We start from the raw sequence: 21,184 nt of genomic DNA, 5'->3' as shown, positions 1-21,184 counted from the left end.
CCGGGGCCGCTCTGTGCGCGTGCTCTAGTTGCCTGTGGGCAAGCCGATCTGGAAGCCGTCCTTGGCGAGTTGATCCCTGAAGAACGCGAAGCGCTCATACTGCTGAATGGTGATCGGTCCCGCGTAGGTCTCGCTCTGAATCTTCCGTGGGGGATACTTCACATAGGTCTGCATCAGATCCTTGATCGCCGCATTGATGGTGACCAGAGACCACGTGTGCTCCGTGTAGTTGTTCATGAAGATGTCGTAGCGCTCTTGGGGGTCCTGCCAGAGATCGAAGACCTGCGGAACGGTCGCCACGTAGGACTCCGGTCCCTTCCAGCCGAGGTTGCTGTCGACCGCCAGACCGCCTGTCTTTGCGCCGTTGTCGCCCCGCAGATTGAACACCGCCTTGTAGTTGCCGACACGGGCTGCGCCAGGCGAGAGCTCGGATTCCGTGAAATAGAACCAGTTCTTGCGCTCGGACTTGCCGGTTCCGAACAGGATCGGCGACATGTCCATGCTGTCGAAGATAATAGGCTTACCCTCGCGATCGTTCTCCGGCAGCTTCACGCCGGCAAGCTTCGCGAACGTCGCCATGTAGTCGAGGCCGCCGACGATGTCTGAATTCTTCGAGCCGGCCTTGATGCCCGGACCCCATGCGATCGACGGGACGCGGTTGCCGCCCTCGCGAACCGTGCCCTTGGTGCCGCGGAACGGAGTGTAGCCGGCATCCGGATAGACGTCTTGCCAGGCGCCGTTGTCCGTGGTCCAGAACACATAGGTGTTCTTGTCGAGGCCGAGGGACCGCACCTTGTCCATGATACGGCCGATACGCGTGTCGTTCTCGACCACGGAGTCGGCGTACTTGCTCTTGGACATCGACTTGCCCTGGAATTCGGGCGCCGGCATGTTGGGCTGGTGCACCTTCATGAAGTTGATGCTCATGAAGAACGGGCCCGATGACTTGTTGCGGTCCAGATACTCAAGCGAGGCCTTCTCGACGTAGTCGTCGAAGAAGGGAATGCCGACGACGCCCTTGTCCGGCGTGTTGACGTACTGGCCGTTGATCTTGAAATCTTCCTTCGCCGGCTGCCCGGCATTTCCGGAAAGTGCGCCTTTGGTGACCTTCTCGAACATCGCCCTCAGTTCGGGGTCCATGTCGGGAAACCAGGTCGGATCGGCGTAGGTGTAGGCATTGAGATGATAAAGGCCGGCATACTTCATCTCGTCGTAGCCTTGCGCGCTCGGCAATGCATAGTCGGCCTCGCCGAGGTGCCATTTGCCCGTGAAGAACGTTTTGTAACCGCCGGTCTTCAAAACAGAAGCAAGCGTCCATTCCGCCGCCGGCATGCCGCCGCCCTGGCCCTGGAACGCGACCGTCGTCATGCCGCTGCGATTTGGAATCCGGCCGGTTTGCACCGCGGCACGTCCAGGCGTGCAGCTCGGCTGCGCGTAGAAGGACATGAATTGCATTCCTTCATTCGCGAGACGATCGATGCTCGGGGTGGGCATGCCGCGATTTTCGCCGCCGCCGTAGGGCCCGGAATCGCCGTAGCCAAAATCATCCGACAGGATCAGGATGATGTTCGGCTTTGCTCCGCCGGCGGAGCTCGAGGGTTGCGTGGTCCCTTGCGCCTGGGCTGTCTGGATGGGTGCCATCGCCGAGAAGGCGGCGATGGTGGCGAGCGAACTCGAGGCCGCGAGCAGGTTGCGGCGGCTGAAGGTCTCTGTCGTTGTCTTCTCAGTCATCACTTTCTCCCTGAACGTGTGATGCAGCGAAATCCGAGATGGCTGGTCGACGTGTCGATCGGCTCGGCATGGCGCGCCGCCGGTCGATAGCGCCGGCAATAGTTCGGCGCGCAGAGGTGCGAACCGCCTTTGATCACCTTGCGTGGTATCCTGCTGAGCGGCAGCGACGGATCGTGGCTGTCATGCTCGGAGCCGCCTCGCGGATTCTGGGGAATGCAGCAGGCCTTCTTTGCATCGGCGCGGTGTTTCGGAGCCCACCAGTCGCTGGTCCACTCCCAGACGTTGCCGATCATGTCGAACACGCCATAGCCGTTCGGCGAATAGGTCATCGCGGGCGAAGTGCGCGCATGGCCGTCCTCGCACCGGTTCTCGAACGGAAAGTGACCTTGCCAAGTATTGGCTTGATGCACGCCGCCCGGCACGAATTCATCGCCCCAGGCATATTCAGCACCATCGAGGCCGCCGCGCGCAGCAAACTCCCACTCTGCTTCCGTCGGCAGATCCTTGCCGGCCCATCGCGCATAGGCGAGTGCGTCAGCATGGGTGACATGCACCACGGGATGGTCGTCCAGCGACTTGATGTTGCTTTTCGGACCATAGGGATGGCGCCAGTTCGCACCTTTGAGCAGCCTCCACCATTGGCTGTAGTCGCGCAGATCGACCGGGTAATCCGGCGGCGTGAAGACCAGCGAGCCGGCGAAGATCAGATGCGGCAGCGCGTCAGGATAGTTCGCTGGATCCGGAGCCACCTCGGCGAAGGTGACATGGCCCGTGGCACGCACGAACTGCTTGAATTGCCGGTTCGTCACCGGCGTGCGGTCCATCCAGAACCCGTCGACGCTCACCATGTGGGACGGCGCTTCTTCCGGATAATGCCGATCCGATCCCATGCGAAACGCGCCGCCGGGAATGAAGACGCTGTCCGACGCGCCGGTTTCGTCCACGTTCGCGACCGGTCTCTCGGCAATATTCAAGAAGGTTGCCTCCAGTTACTCGTTGCGGCCGATTGCGTGCTTGGTCGGTTCGGCGGCCTCGCTGCGCAGGTCCTGTGTCTGACCGATCGCAGCACGCAGCATGCCCGCGGCAAGCACGCCTGATATCGAAAGGTTGACGAAAATCGCGTTGTCCACTCAGTGCTCCAGTTCACGCACTGCTCCAGTTATGCGAACGCCCCCTCGATCACGGCCGGTTCAGATGAACCAGGGCCTCGGCTTCCAGTTCGGCAACCAGCCGTTCGTAATCCGCGGCTTTCCGACTTCCTTCGCGGTCTCCTTGCTCTGCCGCTTGTTGCCAACGACGAAGCGCTTTCACAGCTTCGTCATAATCTGCGCAAATCGCTCTAAACTGCGCGTCGCGATTGAAGCAGCGCCGAATGTCAAGTTCGCGCAGCGGAAAGCGGGTCACAATCGCGCGGAACTCCTCCATGACGAACTCGCTTGTGGCCAATGCGACCTTTGCTGCTGGTTCATCGGGGCTTCAAGGTACGAACATGTTCGTACGCGGTGTGACGCGAGCGGTGCCGTCTCAGGCGCGATGGCTTCAAGGCTGATGCGACCAGCCGTCGCTGCGGTGGGGAACTCGTTGTTCTGATGATCGAAAGCTGTCGCATCGGCGCCGGCTGCTTGCGTCGCTTACGAGTTGCAACATGTACTGGGAAGGCCTACCGTCGACCGACGATTGGGGTTGCCGGTTGATGCCTGATGTACCCTTCGCTCACGATGCCGTCAGCGGCTCATCCGAGGTCCCGCGTCGTGATGATTCCGCGGTGCCGCCGGCGCATGTAGCGAAAGAGCTGGACCGCATCCTCTCGAGTCCGCATTTCCAGGCGAGCGAACGGCGGCAAGCTTTCCTTCGTTTCATTGTCGACGAGACGCTTGCAGGCCGCGCTGAAAGCCTGAAAGGCTACACAATTGCCTTGGCCGTGTTTCGGCGCGACCATTCCTTCGATCCCCAGGCTGACCCTGTCGTCCGTCTTGAAGCTCGACGATTGCGCCGCGACCTCGACAGCTACTACGTGGATTCGGGCCGGGATGATCCGGTACGCATCACAATTCCAAAAGGCTCCTATGTGCCCCATTTTGAGTGGCACAAAATGCATATCGCCGACGCTTCACGTCGCGAACATGCTCTCGACCTCCACGATCGTTCGACAACTGCTGCTGCTACACGTGCGAATTGGACGGCCAGGCCTGACATCAGGCGCCATGCGCCCATCGCTGCCGCGCTGGCAGCCGGCGTGGCGGCTTGGATATGGCTTGCAGCAAGACCACCTCCGTCCCCAATGACGCCACGCGAACCCGCGGTCCTCGTGATGCCATTCACGCCGCTAACTCCCGGGGAGGACACCCGGCTCTTCGCCATCGGCATGGGACAGGAACTGACCAGCAACCTGTTTCGATTCGGAGGATTCCGGCTCTACACGTCGCCCCCGAACGGGTCTTCCGCAAAAGGCGACGAAGCGTCCCAACCTGGTCGTCCTCTCGGTGCTTCCTACGTCGTCCGCGGAAGCGTTCAAACGAGCGCCGAAGAAGTGCAAGTCACAACGACTGTCTTCAACGCCGAGAACGACGAGATCGTATGGATGCGGACATATGCTCGACCGTTCGATCCTCAGTCGCTCATGAATGTCCAGCGCGAGCTCGCAAGCGAAATCGCAACGGTCGTCGGCCAATCCTACGGCGTGGTCAGAAACGACATTCGCGCGGACCCACCGAGGAATATGGAAAGCTATCTCTGCGTCCTGCGCGCTCAGGCCTACCGCAGCACTTTCCGGCGCGTCGACTTCGATCCAGCCATGCAGTGCCTTCAGCAAACCGTTCAGCGGGATCCGCAATACAGCGATGCATGGGCCATGCTTGGATGGCTGCATCTCGACGCCGGACGATTGGGCTATTCAAGCGACGGCAATCCGCAAACGGAGTATGGCAAGGCCCTTGAGGCCACGTCGCGCGCCATCGCCCTGCAGCCGAACAATCCCCTGGCGCTGAAGGCCCTGGCTTCGGCCTACCATTTCACGGGACGTTATGCCGATAGCGATCGCATCAGCCATCTGACGATCGATCTCAACCCCAACGATCCCGACATACTTGCCCAGTTCGGCTGGCGTCTTGCCATCCGCGGGAACTTCTCGGAAGGAGTTCCGATGCTCAAACGCGCGATCGAGCGCACGATGCATCCCCCGGGCTGGTATTTTCATTTTGTTGCAGTCGATCTTTATTTGAAGGGTGAATACAAGCAGATGCTCGATGTCGCCGAGACGGCATCGTTGCGCGATTCCGGATTCAGCCAACTATTGATTGCGATAGCGAATACAGAGTTGGGGCGCCGCGATGCAACGCAAACGGCCTTGAAAGGGATGTCGCGGTACAAAGCGCTGGCCGATGATCCGGCCGGCTTCTTGCGCCGCAATGGAGCGGCGGATCAGGTTGTCGACGCCCTCATGACCGGATTGCGCAAAGCCCAGGCTCTCGTCGCAAGCTGACCTTCCCTGCCGCTTCGGCGCCGCTCAGCCGGCATCTTCAGCTTTCGACGGTCATCCCGCCGTCGCCGCTCTTCACTGCGCATGGAATAGACCGCCCGAAGGCGGCCTTCCATGGGTTAGCGGAAACCAAAGCGATGCTTACGGGCGAATACCGTTCTTGCGCGCGCAATCCCGATAGGCGGAATAGCCCGCCGAGTTTCGGGCGCCAGTCGCCCCACTTGTCATGTTCGCGCCGGCGGCGGCGGCGGCTTCATTCGCCTGCCTGAAGCATTCAGCACGAATTGCATCGACATTCTTGCCACTATTCTTCGTAGCCGCATTTGCCGGAACCGCGACGAGCAAAATCAGCGTGCCAAGCACTCCTGTCTTCCACATGGTCGTCTCCTCCCTGTAGTGGACCAGCTGCCGTGCCGGCCTGCCAATCCCGCGGCGCCGGCACGTGAGCATCAGCATTGTTTCATGCAGGGAGGTCTTCAAGGTACGAACACGTTCGTACCTGCCTTGCGCAGCCGAGCTCCGGAGGATCGAGCTCAACAATTGCCGCGAACCGCGCTTGCCTCCGAAGCCGCGACGCGCTTTTTGAGCATGCAGTTTGTGCCAGCATGACACGCAGTTGAACCAACGGAACGAAGCTCGTTCAGCGGGATTGATCGCGACACCCTTACAAGGAGTCCGGATATGCGACCAACCAAGGCTTTGCTGGTTCTCAGCTTCATCGCATCTGCAGCAATGATACTCCCCTATGACGCACAAGCCCGGCGCGGAGGAGCCGGCGCTCGATCGGCGCACTTCCACGGCGGAGGAATGCGGCCTGGTTGGCATGGCGGCGGCACGCGATGGCATGCCGGTGGCTGGCACGGCGGCGGCGCGCGTTGGGCCGGCGGCCGCTATTACCGCGGTGGCGGTTACTATGGAGGCGGTTGGGGCGCCGGAGCTGCCGCAGCCGGCCTGGCGACTGGCGCCGCCATCGGCGCCGCCACGGCCTACAACTCCTGCTATCAGACGCGAAACGTGTGGAACGGCTACGCGTATGTTCAGCAAAGCGTGAGGGTCTGTTAGGCATCGCCTCGTCCGATGCCGGACTACTGCACTTCCACCGCGTTCGGGATCACGGAGCGTCCGGCCAATCTGGCCGGGTGTGCGCGAACTGCGGCAACGAAGCCTGTGGCCGCGTCGATCGGCAGGTGAGTTTGCGTCTGAAGTCCGCACGAGTGCGTTTCGCCGACCCCGTCTGTGCCGGCGTCACGCCCTCGCGCGCTACCAGTTCACGCGCAGTCCGGCTTTCCCGCTGTAGGAGAAGCCACCACCGTCGAACCGGCTCTGATAGGAAGCGTTGGCATAAAGCGACGTGGTCGACGTGACCTGTCCGCTGATGCCAGCATTGATCTCGCCCCACAGGCCGCCGAGGCTCGCCTGGAATGGAACGAAGCCGGTGTCCGACGAGAACAATGTTTTCGGATTGCCGAGGAATTCGTTCCACAAGCTCGGACGAATCCAGGCCGTGAGCGTGCGCGAACTGTCATCGACCGCCCATGTTCGGCCAAAGCGGGCACCGATCCGGGTCGCGAGCGAATCCACGTCCGCAAAGCGGATTTGCGCCGCGATGTCGCTGGCGTCGTTGATGTTGATGTTCTGATACACAAGTTGCGCCTGCGGCTCGATGAAGAAGCCGCCGGCGAACTTGAAGGGATATCCGCCCTCCACCGACGCAGCCCCACCCTGAGCGCCGGTCTTGAGCGCCGGAATGCCGCGATTTGCGCTGCTCGTGATGTCGTAGAACGTGCCTTGCAGAATCGAGTCGATGTACCAGCCGGTCGGCCCGAAATGCGTCCAGTAGCCACCGAGCGTGTATGCGGCGAAGGTGTTGTCACCCTGGCTGCCATCGAAATGGGTGACCCGCCCGCGCGCACCGCCGATCGCGAAATACGCCCCCGCCTGGTCGCGCGAACCATCGGGACTGTCGTGTCGATAGACATCCATGCCCGCCTGCAGCGCCAGGAAATCATAGCTGAAGTGCGGTCCGGCTTCGCCGCCCAACACGCCGAAGCTGTCGCCCTGGTGCACGCCGTTGACGCCAAGCACGCGACCCCATCCGACCCTGGCGTTCTCGGGATTGGCGCGGAAGCGTTCGTCCTCCTCCTCGCCCACACGTTCATGCAGCGTGTCGAGCAGGCTGCGTCCGTACAACAGCGTCATCGATGGAATTGCCGCGTAGACCGAAGTCTCCTCGCGGTAGTCGGGAATATCGCCGCCGCCACCGTCGGCTCCGCCTCCGCCTCCGCCGCCACCACCTCCTCCGCCTCCACCACCGCCGCCGCCTCCACCACCGCCGCCGCCACCGCCACCGCCGCCTCCTCCGCCTCCTCCGCACCTCGGCACGTTGGGAAGATTGGAGCAGTTAATAAGACCGCCACCGCCGCAGGCACGCAGATTGGGATGAGCGACACAGTCGATGGTGTTGCGCAAATACCAGGCTTGCGGGTTGCTGGCGTCGACGCTCGAACGGAACAGCGAATATTGGTAAGGGCCAGCCAAGACCGGGTGAGACAGGCTGAAGGCACCAGCCGTCGTCGTCGCGCCATTGATCGCATCGACCACGAGAATGCCATTGCCGGTGGTGAGCGCGCCGGCGCCCGTGGTGTTGCTGATCTTCAGGAACGTGTTGCCGCCTGCCGTGCCGCCATTGATGACGAGCCTGTCCGATGGCGAACCGTCCGTGCCGAGGTACGTATTCAGCCCAATAGTGCTGCTGTGGCCCACGTAGTTCACCGCGGTCAGCGTCTTGTAGCTCGACAGCAGCGTCGGATCGCCAACGGGCGGTGCGAACTGGATCTCGCTCAAGGTGTTGGTCAGATTCGTGACGTTCGAGTTGCCGGTCATCGTCCAGAACGAGCCGTTTCTGAGCGTGACGTCGGACCTGCTGCTGCCGTCGGTGAGCGCGGCTCCCTGCACCGTCGAGCCGTCCGAGAGCAGACTCAGCGTCGAGCCGCCGCTGACGTTCAGCCACTGGCCGTTGTTTGCGACCGCCTGCACGCCGCTCAAGGTCACGCTGCTTGTGCCGCCAGTCGCGGCGACCGACGCGCCGTTCGGACTGGTCAGGATCGATACGAAAGCGGTCGCAGTGCCGCCGCTGACAGCGAGGGCGTTTGAATTGGCGCCGTTCGCGGTCAGATCCGCGGTCGTATTCAGCGAACCGCCACCCGTCACGGATGCGGCAGGAGCGTTCGCGCCGGAGGTGATTACGGTGCCGCCAATCACGCTGATCGATGAATTTGTCCCAGTCGCCAGCAAACCGGCCGCCGACGCACCCGAGGTTTTGACCGTTGCGTTTTGGAGCGAGACGCTTCCGGCGTTGTCCGCCTGAACACCGACGGCATTGTCACCGCTGGTGTTGATCGTGTTTGCACCGCCGCTGATGGAACTGCCGACTCCGGTCGCCTGGAGCCCGATGGCGGAGCTGCCGCCGGTGCTGACACTGCTCGTATTCAGCACGATCGAGCCCGAAGACACGGCCTGAGTGCCCGCCCCGCCACTGCTGGTTGGAACGGACACGGCGACATTAGTCGCCGTAATCGTGCTGCCGCTGCCGCTCGCCTGGAGGCCGATCTCGCCGCCGCCGCTGCCTGTCGCGGAGACACTGCCGCCGCTCAATGTGATCGCGCCGCTGTCGAGTGCCTTGGCGCCGACGTCTCCGCCACCGCCGGCAACCGTGACCGCCGTGTCGGTTGCCTTGATCGTGCTTCCCGCCGATTGCGCCAGCAGGCCGGTCTCTCCGCCGCCATTGCCCTCGACAGTCACGGTATTCTGGAGAAGCGTGACCGCCCCGCCCGTGTCCGCCCGCGCGCCGACATCGTTCCCGCCGCCGCCGGGCATCGAAATGGTCGTGCCCGTCGATGTGATCTGGCTGCCGGCGCCGGTCGCCCACAGACCGGTATTGCCACCGCCACCCACTGCATAGGTGATTGAGCTGTTCAGCAGGTCGATCGCAGCGGCATTGGTCGCCTTCGCAGCGACGTTGTTGCCGGCACCATTGAGATTCGCGGTGAGACCTGTTGCGTTGATGAGGCTGCCTGTTCCATCGGCGCTCAGTGCGGTTCCTCCGCCGCCGAAAGCCGGGTTGATGGTCGAGCCCGACTGAAAGACGATGGTGCCGCCGCTTTGCGCCGACGCGGCGGTGCTCCAATTGCCGTTGATGCTGGATCCGTTGCTGAAGATGATGCTGCCAAACTGATCGGCCAATCCGCCGACGCTGCCGCCATTGACGGGATTGATGGTGACGTTGCCCGTGGTGATCTGGGTGGTGCCGTTGCTCGCGTGAACAGCGGGTGTTCCGGTAAGCGTCGTACCGGAAGCAATGGTGCAAGTTCCCATTGTGAGGGTCACGGTGGAATCGGGCGCCACCGTGCAGGACTGAGCCGAGGCCGTCTCAACCAGCGCGCCCGATGCGATCAAGGCAAGCGCGGCGAGCCGGAACTGGGTCCGACAGACCGCGACACATGGTCTCGGCTTATTCCTGAAGAACGGGACCAATGATTGCAGGGCGGCGCGCGTCGACGCCTGTTCCATGCGATTGCGCGCGCAAGATACAAGGAGAGTCGAGCCGGTAAAGCACTTCATTTGCGCCGCCTTCCAAACCTGTCGTTCTCAACAACGTCAAATTGAAAAGAACGAGTTGCTTGGTCGCGGTGCAAAAAGCAGGAGCGGCTACAATTCAAGATCGCAAATCATCATCCGACTATCAGGACGAAGATCAACTCGAATGTGGCGATCCGAAACGGGCGTTGCCGTTTGTTGGCAGTTGATGCTTTCGCATCACACAACTTATGCAGTTTGTGCCAAACATCGCGCGCAGGTCCGATGCAACTTGGCGCGGTCATCGTGCGGTTCCGCGATGATGCAACCTTTCATCAATTTGCATTCTCGCCTCTCTCTCGAGAGTCGCCTGACAAATGGAATTGCCGTTACGTCGTTTGGGGATTGATCGCGACATCCGCAGTCGACGCGACTCCCTGCCGCACCCATGCCGCCTCTGCTGAAGCCGGCATTCCAAATCGATCAGCAAGTCACGTCGATTTGATGCTGCGCACGAGATGCACAGGAACCACTGCCGGAGGTTGCATTTGGTTAGGTGCGAGAAAACGGGAACTTGCGGACCTGGCATTCGGTCACGCCAAGCTTCGCAAGGCTCGCAAGCAAACCAAACCCAGGGAGCAAGCCATGATGAGTCTAAGAGTTCTTGGCGCGGCTGTGATAGTGGCGTCGGCAGTTTCGAGCCCCGCATCGGCGCAAGCGGTCTTCTCCAATCCGGCCGCCTGTTCATCTCAATTCGCCAGCGCCAACTGCCTCAATAGAGGAGCCGGGAGCCCGTACGACAGCAGGAGGGGCTATTATCAGCGGCGAACCGCCTATCGCGAACCCGTGGGACCGGTGGGGGCCGCCGCCGGCGTGGCCGGCGCTGCAGTCGGAACAGCCGCGGCGATCGCGACCGCTCCCTTCGGCGGCTGGCGCAACTCCTACGCCGCGTACGGCACCTACGATCGGCCCGCCGCATATGGCGACTACTACGCCTGGAACGGCGACTGGAGTGCCTACGCCTCGCACAACGGCATCGTCTGCAGGCCCGGCACCTTCTTCAAAGGGTCCGACGGACTCCAGCACCCCTGCCAATAGAGCTCGTCCGCTCTCAGGCTAATCTACGCAGGCGGCCTGCAAGGGCCGCCTGCTCCAGTCCTGCCGGTCGCGTCGACAGCGCCTGCGCGGCTGAAGGATCGTGTGCGCGCGAACTGCCTAGTCTGATCGACGACAACATGTGGCGCAGGTTCGCGGCATCGTGAAATCCACAATCGCGGGAGTTATTGGCGGGGAGCTGGCTCCGCCGGGGGACATGCGCGGTTCGTTGGCGATGGGTCCGTTTATCCAGCAAAACAGGCGTCTGGCTACTGACGAGTGATGACCCGCACCCCAGTGGACGGGCCACCTACAGCAAAGTTCGACCCGTTATTCAGGCCGGCCGGCGGATTAACCCTCGCTCCACTGTGGTTGCTGTTGCCGGATGACCGGGTTGGTGCTCCCCGAAGCACGAGGTTGCCGGACGGGGATACTCTATAACCATAACTACTGCCCACACCTTGGGCGAAGGCATCGGTAGTTACCGCAAAAGCGCCCAGCATCAGCGCCGCACCTGCAACAGCAACGACTTTCGTAAACATCGTGGTCTGGTCCTCGTGCGGCGCGTCATCACCGCAGTCCGCGTCGTAGCGTCGCATCATTCCGAACATTCTTGCCAAACCCCTGCGCAAGATTTTGACTTGTTCCAATAAAAAAAGGGGCTGATCCGCAAGGGATCGCTATTCCAAGGGGAGGAGGCAGTCATGACCAAATCAAACAAGGGCAGCACTCCGAACCGCCGCGGCTTTCTCAAGGTCGCTGCTGCGGGGGCCGCCGCGACGGTAGCCGCGCCGAGCGTCGTCAGCGCCCAGGGGCCGATCAGCATGCGCTGGCAAAGCACCTGGCCGTCAAAGGACATTTTCCACGAATACGCCCTCGACTACGCCAAGAAGGTCAACGACATGACCGGCGGCGAGCTCAAGATCGAAGTGCTGCCGGCAGGCGCTGTCGTGCCCGCCTTCGGCCTGCTCGATGCCGTCTCCAAGGGCGTGCTCGACGGCGGCCACGGCGTGCTGGTCTATCACTACGGCAAGCAGACCGCGCTGGCGCTGTGGGGCTCGGGACCAGGCTTTGCGATGGACGCCAACATGCTGCTGGCCTGGCACCGCTATGGCGGCGGCAAGGAGTTGCTCGCAAAACTTTATGAATCGATCGGCGCCAATGTCGTCTCGTTCCCGTACGGTCCGATGCCGACCCAGCCGTTCGGCTGGTTCAAGAAGCCGATCACCAAGCCCGAGGATATCAAGGGTCTGAAATTCCGCACCGTCGGCATCTCGATCGATGTGTATTCGGGGATGGGCGCTGCTGTGAACGCGCTGCCCGGTGGCGAAATCGTAGCGGCCATGGACCGCGGCCTCCTGGACGCGGCGGAGTTCAACAATGCCACCTCCGACCGCGTACTCGGCTTCCCCGATGTCTCCAAGGTCTGCATGCTGCAGAGCTATCATCAGAACGCCGAGCAGTTCGAGATCACGTTCAACAAGGACAAGTACAACGCGCTGCCGGACAAGATGAAGGCGATCATCGCCAACGCGGTGGACGCAGCCTCGGCAGATATGTCCTGGAAGGCGATCGACCGCTATTCTAAGGACTATGTGGAGCTGCAGACCAAGGACAACGTCAAGTTCTACAAGACCCCCGATGCCATCCTGAAGCAGCAGCTCGAGATCTATGACGGCGTGGTGCAGAAGAAGGCGGCAGAGAACCCGCTGTTCAAGGAGATCGTGCAGTCGCAGATCGCGTTCGCCAAGCGTGCGACACAATGGGAGCAGGACACGGTGGTGAACCGCCGCATGGCCTACGACCACTATTTCGGGCCCAACGCCGCCGCCAAGAAACTCTGATGCCGAAATAAACCCGGCAAGGGCGCCGTCCGGACCACCCTCCGGACGGAGCCTTGTGCTATGTTGGGATCGTTTTTATGCCGAACCGTATCACATGAGCGTCCAGAGCTTACTGTACAAGATCGACGGCATCTCGACCTGGGTCGGCAAGGCGACCGCCTGGCTGATGATCGTCCTGATGAGCGTCGTCTGCATCGAAGTGTTCAAGCGCTACGCCGCGAACATGCCGACGGCATGGATCTTCGACGCCGAGAACATGCTGTACGGGTCTCTGTTCATGCTGTGCGGCGCCTATACGCTGGCGCAGAATGCCCATGTCCGCGGCGACTTCCTGTACTCCTCGATGCGGCCGCGCACGCAGGCCACGCTCGATCTCGTTCTCTACTTCGTGTTCTTCATTCCGGGCATCGCCGCGCTGATCTATGCAGGCTATTTCTACGCCGCGGATTCCTGGCACATCAACGAGCATTCCAACGTCACGGCGGACGGCCCGCCGGTCTACCACTTCAAGACCGTCATCCCGATCGCGGGCGCGCTGATCATGCTGCAGGGGATCGGCGAGATCATCCGCTGCATCGTGTGCCTGAAGACCGGCGAATGGCCGAGCCGGCTTGCCGACGTCGCCGAGACCGACGTCATCGGGGAGCAGCTCGCGCACTCTGAATTCGTGGACGAGGAATCGCGCAAGCTCGCCATCGAGGGCGCGGCGCGCATCGATGAAATGGCGCGGCAACGCGGCATGGGCGGGGACCTGAACACATGAGCGATCCCGCGCTCGGCCTGTTGATGCTGACGCTCATCGTCGTCGTCATCATGATGGGCTTTGCCACGGCGTTTACGCTGATGGGCCTTGGCATGTTCTTCGGCTTCATCGCCTTCTACGACCCGTCGCAGAACTGGACGCACAACAAGGTTTTCGAGCTGATGGTCCAGCGCACCTACGGCGCGATGACCAACGACGTGCTGATCTCCATCCCGTTGTTCGTGCTGATGGGCTATGTGATGGAGCGCGGCGCCCTCGTCGACAAGATGTTCTATTCGATCCAGCTCGCCTTCCGCCGCCTGCCCGCCTCGCTCGCGGTCGCGACCCTGATCGTGTGCACGTTCTGGGGCATCGCCTCCGGGCTCGTCGGCGCGGTGGTGGTGCTGATGGGCGTGATCGCCTTCAACCCGATGCTGCGCGCCGGTTATGACGTGAAGCTCGCCTCCGGCGTCATCACCGCGGGCGGCACGCTCGGCATCCTGATCCCGCCTTCGGTGATGATCATCGTCTATGCCGCGGTCGCCGGCCAGTCCGTGGTCAAGCTCTATGCGGCGGCGATGCTTCCCGGCTTCTTCCTGGCGTTCCTCTACCTTGTCTATGTCGTGGGCTGGGCGATGATCAACCCGAAGATCGCCCCGCCGCTGGCGGAGGAGCAGACCCGCGTCAACGTGCCCGAATGGATCAGGAATTTCGCGGCGCTGTATTCGCCGAACCTGTTCGTCGGCCTGTTCCAGGCGCTGCTCTCGCCCGCAAAGGCGAAGACGCTCCAGATCGACGGCAAGCCGATGGGCTATGGCGCGATCGTGCAGAACTTCCTCATTTCGCTGGTGCCGTTCCTGATGACCGCAGCCGCGCTCGGCACGGTCTGGTGGTACGTCGTGATCCACCAGCAGGCCGGCGCCGCGAGCGGAGCCGTCGAAGGCCTGCAGCAGCTCGGCAGCCCGGTCGAGCCGAAGGAGCTGTCGCCCGCTGAAAAGGGACCGGACACCCAGTTCTACGTCTGGTTCGCGATCTCAGTCGCCGTGCTGGCGGCGTGGACGGCGCGCTCTTACTTGCGCATGGACGGCGAACGCTTCGAAGTGTTGAAGCTCTTGACGTCGTCGGTGATGCCGCTCGGCATCCTCACCGTCGTGGTGCTGGGGGTGATCCTGTTCGGCATCACGACCGCGACCGAGTCCGCCGGCGTCGGCGCCGCCGGCGCCTTCATCCTCGCTTTCCACGCCCGCACGCTCGACTGGAAGCGCACCAAGGAAGCGGTGTTCCTGACCGCAAAGACGACCGCGATGGTCTGCTGGCTGTTCGTCGGCTCGGCGCTGTTCTCGGCGGTGTTCGCCATTCTCGGCGGTCAGGCGCTGCTGGAAAGCTGGGTGCTGTCGCTCAACATGACGCCCGTGCAGTTCATGATCTTGTCGCAGGCGATCATCTTCTTGCTGGGCTGGCCGCTCGAATGGACCGAGATCATCATCATCTTCGTGCCGATCTTCCTGCCGATGCTGAAGCACTTCAACATCGATCCGATCCTTTGGGGCACGCTGGTGTTCGTGAACTTGCAGGCCGCGTTCCTGTCGCCGCCGGTCGCGATGTCGGCGTTCTATCTCAAGGGCGTCGCCCCGAAGCACGTTACGCTGAACCAGATATTCGCCGGCATGATGCCCTACATGCTGATCGTGATCCTGTGCATGGTGATCATGTATCTCTGGCCCGGCATGACGCTGTGGCTGCCGAACTATTTGTACGCGAGTTGAGGCGCAGCGGGGAGCACCGGGCGCTGGTCAAACGGAAATGGTGCCCAGGGGCGGGATCGAACCACCGACACTGCGATTTTCAGTCTCGCTGCCTTCGTTGTCTCTCGTTGTCGTGACATCACTGCACTTGAAAGCGCTACGATTTTCTTCCAACTCGTTTGCTAGAGTTTTCATTCATTCGCATTCCCGGTTGCAACGGGGTTGCAAAATCGAGCCGTCGCAATGAGTACCACGTTGCCATTAATCAAGTTGCCGCCAGCATCCAAACGCGCTCCAGCTACACGTCTGAAGTTGACCGAGCAACGTATCGCTAACCTCGCAAAGCCGCCAGTCGGCGCGGCCTACATTTACGATACGGTCGCGCCCTCACTCGCTGTCCGGGTTGCGTCGACAGGCGGACGCTCGCTTGTAGTCGTCAAGAAAATCAACGGAAAAACTCAGCGGATTACGCTGGGTCGCTACCCCGGTCTTAGACTTGATGATGCTCGCCAGGCTGCGAGAACGATCGCCGGAGAAATCGCTAAAGGCGATGATCCGGTCGCCTTGCGGAAGGCCGCTCGCGCACGCAAGACTAGACTGGCCGATCTGTGGCCCTCTTATCTCTCTCATTTGAAACAACGCAATCGGACTTGGCGCCGAGACAAACAGCGCTGGGAGACCGAATTGAGCCAGGCTCTTGGCAAGAAGGCCCTGGCAGAGATTTCCCGTAGCGATTGCCAGGGGCTGATTGATCGGATTGGAGCCGACCGCCCGATTGCCGCCAATCGCGTTGCCGCATTTTTGTCGGCCCTTCTAACCTTTGCCGTTCGATCAGACCGGCTGGCCGTCAATCCGGCGAAGGGTTTGATCCGGTTCCAGGAAACGTCGCGGTCCCGTGTTCTGAAATCGGATGAACTCGAAAACCTTATGAAGGCGATCGAGGCGGAGCGAGAGCCCTGGGTCAGCGTCTTCCTGATGTTGATGTTCACCGGCGCCCGCCGCGGGAGTGTCGCCAGCATGCGCTGGGAGGATATCGATCTTGGCGCTGCCATCTGGACGATACCGGCAGAGGTCGCGAAGAACAAAACAGCTACCCCGATTCCGCTCACAGAACCGGCCGTCAAGCTGCTTCGGCAGCAGTTGGAGCGCTCGGCCGGCGAGCCATGGGTGTTCCCAAGCGCTATCGGGGCTGGCCATCTGGTGGGCCTGCCAAAGGCGTGGGCGCGAGTGCTGCGTCGGGCAAAAATAAAAAATCTTCGTATTCATGACATCCGCCGCTCGGTTGGCACCGCGATGGCCAGAACGGGTGCAAGCCCGCACCTGATTGCAACCGGACTCGGCCATCGAAGCATCGCCTCGGCAAAGGCCTATGTGCGTCTGGCAGGTGAAGACGCACGTCAAGCGCTGAGCGATGCAGTTGCTTCGCTCACCACAGCGAGCCCGCGAGAGGGTTGAATTGGAGCAACTGGCTCCAATGAGATCGCGGCGCGATCCATCGTTGTCCCAGCGCGAAACCTGGCTCAAGCTGCTTCTGGTCGGGTACGGAACGGAGCGGGACACTATCTCACGTTCGCCGGCACCGGTGGGGCACAGCAAAAACGACCCAGTGACCCGCTTCGACGCATGGCCTCAATGATATACGAAAGCGTAAGCTAGATGTTGCTCTAAGCATCATGGAGGTGATCCATGATGATAGACACGAACTCTTCCAATCCTCGTTCTAAGCGCGCAAACGCTGAAAACGAGCGGCCGAGGATGGCTCCGCGCTCGCTAGAGCAAATCTATAGCCTTCCCGCGAAGGCCCTGCTCACGCCGGCAGAGACAGCGCTCGTCACCCGCCTGACCGAGTCGGCCCTCTCGGTGAGACGCTCGAAAGGCCAATGGCCGCCGTTCGTGAAGTTCGGACGTCTGGTTCGATACGGCCTCGGCGACCTGTTAGCGCCTCCCGGCGACGGAGGCGAATGATGAACTTCGTTTATAACCTCCCAATTCGCGCCAGGAACAAGGATTGCTTGATCGCGATCCTGTCGGATGAAAAGACGGGTGTTACCGCCACGGTAAAAAGCCTCCCTCAGTTCGTCAGAGTAGGCGCTGTCCGTACTCGCCTCGCCCGAGACAGCAAGACTATTCACGACGTGGTGAACCGCATGGATGCTCATCTGGACGCCCGCCTCGCAGGCTTGCTGCAGAGGTAAGCCCGTGGCTGACGCTGAGATCATTCGCAAGTTCTTGAATTTGGTAATTGACTGGCCGGGGCCGCAAGGTCCTGGTTGGGCCAACTATCACACGTTCCTCGACAATAAAAACCCGAGCGACACCAGCAAGAAGAACAACCACGGTAGGCCGTGGTTCGTTGGCTGGGCCTACCGCGACCAAAATGAGTTCATCAAACGCGTGCTGTGGGCGGACTGGAAGAGCTTCCTCCACCATTCCTACGTCGGCATGGCCCAGCAAAGCACCTGCGGTGCAATCAAGGAAGTCGGCAAGCCGCCCCGCGCGGTACGAGATGCCGACAAGGCACTCACTCTCAAGTCGGTTTACATCGACGTCGACGTTAAACCGGACGACCCCAACCACTATCCCGACTTGGCGACCGCCTACGCGGCGCTGACTGCGTTCCGCCAGAAGGTGAACCTGCCGGAGCCGTCCGCCATTGTGGAAACCGGTGGCGGCTTTCACGCCCATTGGGCCTCAGACCGGGCGTTGACGGTTGCCGAGTGGCGGCCATATGCAGATGGTGTCAAGGCTGCCGCGCTCCGCGAAGGTTTTAAACTCGACCCTGCGGTCACTGCCGACCCTGCCCGCGTCCTTCGACTCCCCGAAACGCACAACTTCAAGTTTAACCCGCCGCACCTCGTGCAGGTGGTGCAGTGGGGACCGACTTATGATTTTGACGCGCGACTTGCTCACCTGAAGGCGTTGGCGCTCTCGGCACGTGATCCAAAGGCTCCCGTCTCAACCACCGCAATCGTCCCCGGCAACGAAAGCTCATTCGACGCGCCGGATGCGGCGTTTGCAATTCTAAACTCCGCAGATACGTCGCTGCAAGATGGCTGCATGCCAAGCGTGCTGCACCTCGTTGATCCTCGGCCGGTGTTCGCCGCGTCCGGATGCCCCTTTCTACGGGACGCGCTGGCCAACGGCGGTGCCAATCTGGACTACCCGCTATGGCACCTATCCGTAGCGTGTACTGCTTTCATGAAAAACGGCAATGCCTTCGCACACGAGATTTCTAAGGGGCATGCCGCCTACACCAAGGATGAAACGCAGGCACTCCACGAGCAGAAGACATCAGACCGAGCTACGCGAGGACTTGGTTACCCCAGCTGCCGCGCTATCTCAGCTGCTGGCTGCGAGCGCTGCAAGCCGTGCCCACACTTCGCGAAAGGTAAGTCACCACTGAATATCCGGCCCGAAGCCGCGGCGCCAAGCCCAGCGGGGACCGATCAAGCGAATTTAGATCGCCTCGTTTCGGCGGACGACCACATGGCTCGCGCTCGCATCTACCGCAGCATCAAGCGCCCGCACCTCTACCACTACCGCGACGATTACTACGATCATGAGGCTGGTCACTACACCATCATTGATGAGGCTACGATCCGGGCAGAACTTTATGGCTTCTTGGATACGTGCAGCAAAAAGGTCGTGCGTGCCAAGAAGGAAGAAGTAGTTCCGTTCGCACCGAACAAAGTTAGCGTCAGCGAAACTGGCGAAGCACTCAAAGCTCTCGGCCACGTGTTACCGACGGTTGAGCAGCCGCATTGGCTCGACGGTCGTGTCGGACATAATCCCGCGGACCTGATCTGTTTCCCGAATGGTATTCTAAATATCAACACGAACGAGTTCACGCCACCCGACCCCATGCTATTTACCCCGCACGGAGTCGGCTTTGACTACGACCCAGACGCTCCGACGCCAAAGGAGTGGCTCAACTTCTTAGATCAAATTTTCAACGGCGAAGTTGATCAAATCGGATCACTGCAGGAGGCCTTCGGCTATTGCCTGTCAGCTGACATGTCGCAGGAAAAGGTATTCATGCTGCTGGGTGACAAGCGTAGCGGCAAGGATACCACGCGCCACACCTTGCAATCCCTGCTCTCGCCGACTGTAATCTGCGGCCCCACTCTCGATAGTCTGGGCACCAACTTCGGCATGTCGCAGCTGATCGGCAGGCAGCTCGCTGTAGTCGGCGACATGCGGCTTGGTTCCAAGTGCGATAAAGACCTACTGGCGGAACACGTGCTGAAGCTCAGCGGCCGAGGTCTGTTCACGATTGATCGCAAGAACAAGAGCCACTGGACTGGGACTTTGCCCTGCAAGCTGTGGCTGATCAGCAACGAAATGCCAAAGCTGAAAGACGCGTCAGGTGCGCTCGCGAGCCGGATAATTACTTATCATACGCGCGCCTCATTCTACGGGCGTGAAGATCGACACCTGTTCGAGAACAAGATCAGACCGGAGCTTCCCGCGATCCTGCTCTGGTCACTCGCTGGTCTCCGGCGAATGCGACAGAGAGGGCCGATTGCGGAGCCCGCTTGTTCGGTTGAAACACGGGAGGAGTTGGCTCGCGAGGGCTCTCCCATCATGGCATTTGTGCAGGAGTGCCTAACACTGGATGCAACAGCTAAGGTGGAGAAGGATGTACTGTATTCGGCCTACGTTGCTTATGCCCGCGACAGCGGCCTGCAACCTACCTCAAAAAGTTGGTTCTTCCGCGACCTCGCGACTGCCACCGCGAACAAAGTCAAAGCGGTGCGAGTGCAAACGGCTGGCGATCGAGAACACTACGTCGTAGGCGCTCGCATTCGGCTTCCAAAAGGCCCAACGAGATGTGGAGAGCTTATCGATGCTAACGGCTCGGCTGACCGAAACCCGCCGTCACCTGTGCATCCGATAGATAGGACGATTGTGCCGTCACCATCACAGGCGGCTCTGATCGCAAAGGACATTGACGCTGCCGAGCGCTTCGCAAATCGTCGAGTGGTATGACGCGGCTGTGCGTCATGCCAAGTCGCGTCGTCCACGAGCACCCACATTCCGTGCACCGGTCCCCGCGGCCCTCACATGGAAGACATTGAAGCCCGGCCTGGGTATCCCTTAGAATTGCACGGTGGACAGGGGTAGAAATGCGACGCTTAGCAATCATCGCGACGGCGTTGCTCGCCCTCGGCGGATGCAAGCAAGAGCTTTCAAAGGAAAATGCCGAGCTGATGGATGCCGTGATGTTCACCCTCTACAACATCGAAGAAAACAGCATAGGCAGAACAGGGGAGCAAAGCCCACTCCAGCGGCAGATTGTCGATCAATCCATCGAGTTCTGGAGGATCGGGCGCAATGGGATCGGCACGTCGAGCGACGAGATAAATCAAAAGATCCAGAACAGCGCCTATGTCCGATACAAATGGATCATCAGTTCCCCTGAACCATGCGTTTTTCGAAAGTGAGAATTCACCGAGTTCTCTAAGGGAAAGAGTCAAGAAGACTTTTCCGCCTACACCATGGGCGGCATCGGGTCTGACGGCGTTGTCGACCTCAACAACGCTTCTCGCTTTGTTCTGCTGTCAGAGCCGCTGCTAACCCAAATCGTGATAACCGGCCCGGCCGTACATTGCGTGGCCGACGGTTGGTGCGAGAACTACTTCAGCACAACGGTGGATATTGATGGCTATACCGCTCGCGGCGAGAAGCCGTATGTGGTCCAGCGCAAGGAGAAGGCGATTGATCTCATAAAGCAGGCTTGTCCAGGGAAAGCCTACCGAACGACATTCCGGGATGATTGGGTCAAATTAATTAATGAATTCAGCCGCATGCCAGAATGAGACGCGTCTTACCGCGCCGTTCCGAACGCATAACTCAGCGTGCCGGTTTCAATCGGTAAAGACGTTGATGAGTGGCAGTACTGAGGTTGCATCCGCGACCTTGACTCACCTATTCTGCGTCGTATTGCGAGCGTCCTACAACTAAAACTCCCGTA

At 60.9% G+C, this 21,184-nt stretch carries 16 protein-coding genes; 9 read left to right on the top strand and 7 right to left on the bottom strand.

Annotated elements, in window-relative coordinates:
* Positions 1-24: 24 nt before the first annotated feature.
* The 4 genes from QA639_RS04815 to QA639_RS04800 form a co-directional block, all read right to left on the bottom strand.
* On the bottom strand, positions 25-1,731 hold the full coding sequence (locus QA639_RS04815; protein ID WP_028333700.1) for an arylsulfatase: 1,707 nt from the start codon (positions 1,729-1,731) through the stop codon (positions 25-27).
* Positions 1,731-2,621: a formylglycine-generating enzyme family protein gene (locus tag QA639_RS04810; RefSeq protein ID WP_244978559.1), complete on the bottom strand. Its 891-nt coding sequence runs from the start codon at positions 2,619-2,621 to the stop codon at positions 1,731-1,733. The genes QA639_RS04815 and QA639_RS04810 overlap by 1 nt, the downstream gene beginning before the upstream one ends.
* A gap of 99 nt (positions 2,622-2,720) precedes the next feature.
* Positions 2,721-2,861, bottom strand: coding sequence for a hypothetical protein (locus QA639_RS04805; RefSeq protein ID WP_244978552.1), 141 nt, complete (start codon positions 2,859-2,861; stop codon positions 2,721-2,723).
* A gap of 49 nt (positions 2,862-2,910) precedes the next feature.
* Positions 2,911-3,156: a hypothetical protein gene (locus tag QA639_RS04800; RefSeq protein ID WP_244978553.1), complete on the bottom strand. Its 246-nt coding sequence runs from the start codon at positions 3,154-3,156 to the stop codon at positions 2,911-2,913.
* Positions 3,157-3,376: 220 nt separating this feature from the next.
* Between QA639_RS04800 and QA639_RS04795 the strand changes: the two genes are divergently transcribed.
* Entirely contained in the window at positions 3,377-5,212 is a 1,836-nt protein-coding gene (locus QA639_RS04795) for a tetratricopeptide repeat protein (protein ID WP_244978554.1), read from the top strand.
* Positions 5,213-5,350: 138 nt separating this feature from the next.
* On the opposite strand, the gene QA639_RS04790 is transcribed toward QA639_RS04795, so the two are convergent.
* Both QA639_RS04790 and QA639_RS04785 read right to left on the bottom strand, forming a co-directional pair.
* Entirely contained in the window at positions 5,351-5,587 is a 237-nt protein-coding gene (locus QA639_RS04790) for a hypothetical protein (RefSeq protein ID WP_157344177.1), read from the bottom strand.
* An 882-nt stretch (positions 5,588-6,469) separates the two neighbouring features.
* Entirely contained in the window at positions 6,470-9,829 is a 3,360-nt protein-coding gene (locus tag QA639_RS04785; RefSeq protein WP_283089282.1) for an autotransporter family protein, read from the bottom strand.
* A gap of 240 nt (positions 9,830-10,069) precedes the next feature.
* On the opposite strand from QA639_RS04785, the gene QA639_RS41710 reads away from it, so the two are divergent.
* The 7 genes from QA639_RS41710 (at position 10,070) to QA639_RS04750 (ending at position 20,199) form a co-directional block, all read left to right on the top strand.
* Entirely contained in the window at positions 10,070-10,882 is an 813-nt protein-coding gene (locus tag QA639_RS41710; RefSeq protein ID WP_346283718.1) for a hypothetical protein, read from the top strand.
* A gap of 701 nt (positions 10,883-11,583) precedes the next feature.
* Positions 11,584-12,723 carry a TRAP transporter substrate-binding protein gene (locus tag QA639_RS04775; RefSeq protein WP_028333709.1) on the top strand — a complete coding sequence of 380 codons (1,140 nt, stop codon included), beginning with the start codon at positions 11,584-11,586 and terminating at the stop codon, positions 12,721-12,723.
* Positions 12,724-12,817: 94 nt separating this feature from the next.
* Positions 12,818-13,486 carry a TRAP transporter small permease subunit gene (locus QA639_RS04770; RefSeq protein ID WP_028333710.1) on the top strand — a complete coding sequence of 223 codons (669 nt, stop codon included), beginning with the start codon at positions 12,818-12,820 and terminating at the stop codon, positions 13,484-13,486.
* Positions 13,483-15,231: a TRAP transporter large permease gene (locus QA639_RS04765; protein WP_028333711.1), complete on the top strand. Its 1,749-nt coding sequence runs from the start codon at positions 13,483-13,485 to the stop codon at positions 15,229-15,231. Before QA639_RS04770 ends, QA639_RS04765 begins: the two co-directional genes overlap by 4 nt.
* A gap of 222 nt (positions 15,232-15,453) precedes the next feature.
* Complete coding sequence (locus QA639_RS04760) at positions 15,454-16,665, top strand: tyrosine-type recombinase/integrase (RefSeq protein WP_283089281.1); 1,212 nt, start codon at positions 15,454-15,456, stop codon at positions 16,663-16,665.
* A gap of 509 nt (positions 16,666-17,174) precedes the next feature.
* The gene (locus QA639_RS04755; protein WP_283089279.1) at positions 17,175-17,405 is read left to right on the top strand and encodes a hypothetical protein; all 231 of its coding nucleotides are present in this window, start codon (positions 17,175-17,177) and stop codon (positions 17,403-17,405) included.
* Between the two features lie 4 nt (positions 17,406-17,409).
* The gene (locus QA639_RS04750; RefSeq protein ID WP_283089278.1) at positions 17,410-20,199 is read left to right on the top strand and encodes a DNA primase family protein; all 2,790 of its coding nucleotides are present in this window, start codon (positions 17,410-17,412) and stop codon (positions 20,197-20,199) included.
* A gap of 200 nt (positions 20,200-20,399) precedes the next feature.
* Here QA639_RS04750 and QA639_RS04745 read toward each other — a convergent pair whose 3' ends face one another.
* A complete protein-coding gene (locus QA639_RS04745; RefSeq protein ID WP_283089277.1) occupies positions 20,400-20,687 on the bottom strand; it encodes a hypothetical protein in 288 nt (95 codons plus the stop codon).
* A gap of 21 nt (positions 20,688-20,708) precedes the next feature.
* Here QA639_RS04745 and QA639_RS04740 point away from each other — a divergent pair, with 21 nt between their 5' ends.
* Positions 20,709-21,029 carry a hypothetical protein gene (locus QA639_RS04740; protein WP_283089276.1) on the top strand — a complete coding sequence of 107 codons (321 nt, stop codon included), beginning with the start codon at positions 20,709-20,711 and terminating at the stop codon, positions 21,027-21,029.
* Positions 21,030-21,184 lie beyond the last annotated feature (155 nt).

The sequence above is a fragment of the Bradyrhizobium pachyrhizi genome, assembly GCF_029714545.1.
In the GTDB taxonomy this organism is placed as follows: domain Bacteria; phylum Pseudomonadota; class Alphaproteobacteria; order Rhizobiales; family Xanthobacteraceae; genus Bradyrhizobium; species Bradyrhizobium pachyrhizi.
Note: the sequence above shows the minus strand (reverse complement) of the source record. Positions and strands in the feature narration are given on the sequence as shown.

Bases quoted from the DNA above. Each gene is read 5' to 3' on its own strand.
- QA639_RS04785 (WP_283089282.1), bottom strand. From the start codon at position 9,829: ATGAAGTGCTTTACCGGCTCGACTCTCCTTGTATCTTGCGCGCGCAAT.
- QA639_RS04760 (WP_283089281.1), top strand. From the start codon at position 15,454: ATGAGTACCACGTTGCCATTAATCAAGTTGCCGCCAGCATCCAAACGC.
- QA639_RS04795 (WP_244978554.1), top strand. From the start codon at position 3,377: ATGTACTGGGAAGGCCTACCGTCGACCGACGATTGGGGTTGCCGGTTG.
- QA639_RS04800 (WP_244978553.1), bottom strand. From the start codon at position 3,156: ATGGAGGAGTTCCGCGCGATTGTGACCCGCTTTCCGCTGCGCGAACTT.
- QA639_RS04790 (WP_157344177.1), bottom strand. From the start codon at position 5,587: ATGTGGAAGACAGGAGTGCTTGGCACGCTGATTTTGCTCGTCGCGGTT.
- QA639_RS04755 (WP_283089279.1), top strand. From the start codon at position 17,175: ATGAACTTCGTTTATAACCTCCCAATTCGCGCCAGGAACAAGGATTGC.
- QA639_RS04775 (WP_028333709.1), top strand. From the start codon at position 11,584: ATGACCAAATCAAACAAGGGCAGCACTCCGAACCGCCGCGGCTTTCTC.
- QA639_RS04740 (WP_283089276.1), top strand. From the start codon at position 20,709: ATGGGCGGCATCGGGTCTGACGGCGTTGTCGACCTCAACAACGCTTCT.
- QA639_RS04770 (WP_028333710.1), top strand. From the start codon at position 12,818: ATGAGCGTCCAGAGCTTACTGTACAAGATCGACGGCATCTCGACCTGG.
- QA639_RS41710 (WP_346283718.1), top strand. From the start codon at position 10,070: ATGCAACTTGGCGCGGTCATCGTGCGGTTCCGCGATGATGCAACCTTT.
- QA639_RS04765 (WP_028333711.1), top strand. From the start codon at position 13,483: ATGAGCGATCCCGCGCTCGGCCTGTTGATGCTGACGCTCATCGTCGTC.
- QA639_RS04815 (WP_028333700.1), bottom strand. From the start codon at position 1,731: ATGACTGAGAAGACAACGACAGAGACCTTCAGCCGCCGCAACCTGCTC.
- QA639_RS04810 (WP_244978559.1), bottom strand. From the start codon at position 2,621: ATGGGATCGGATCGGCATTATCCGGAAGAAGCGCCGTCCCACATGGTG.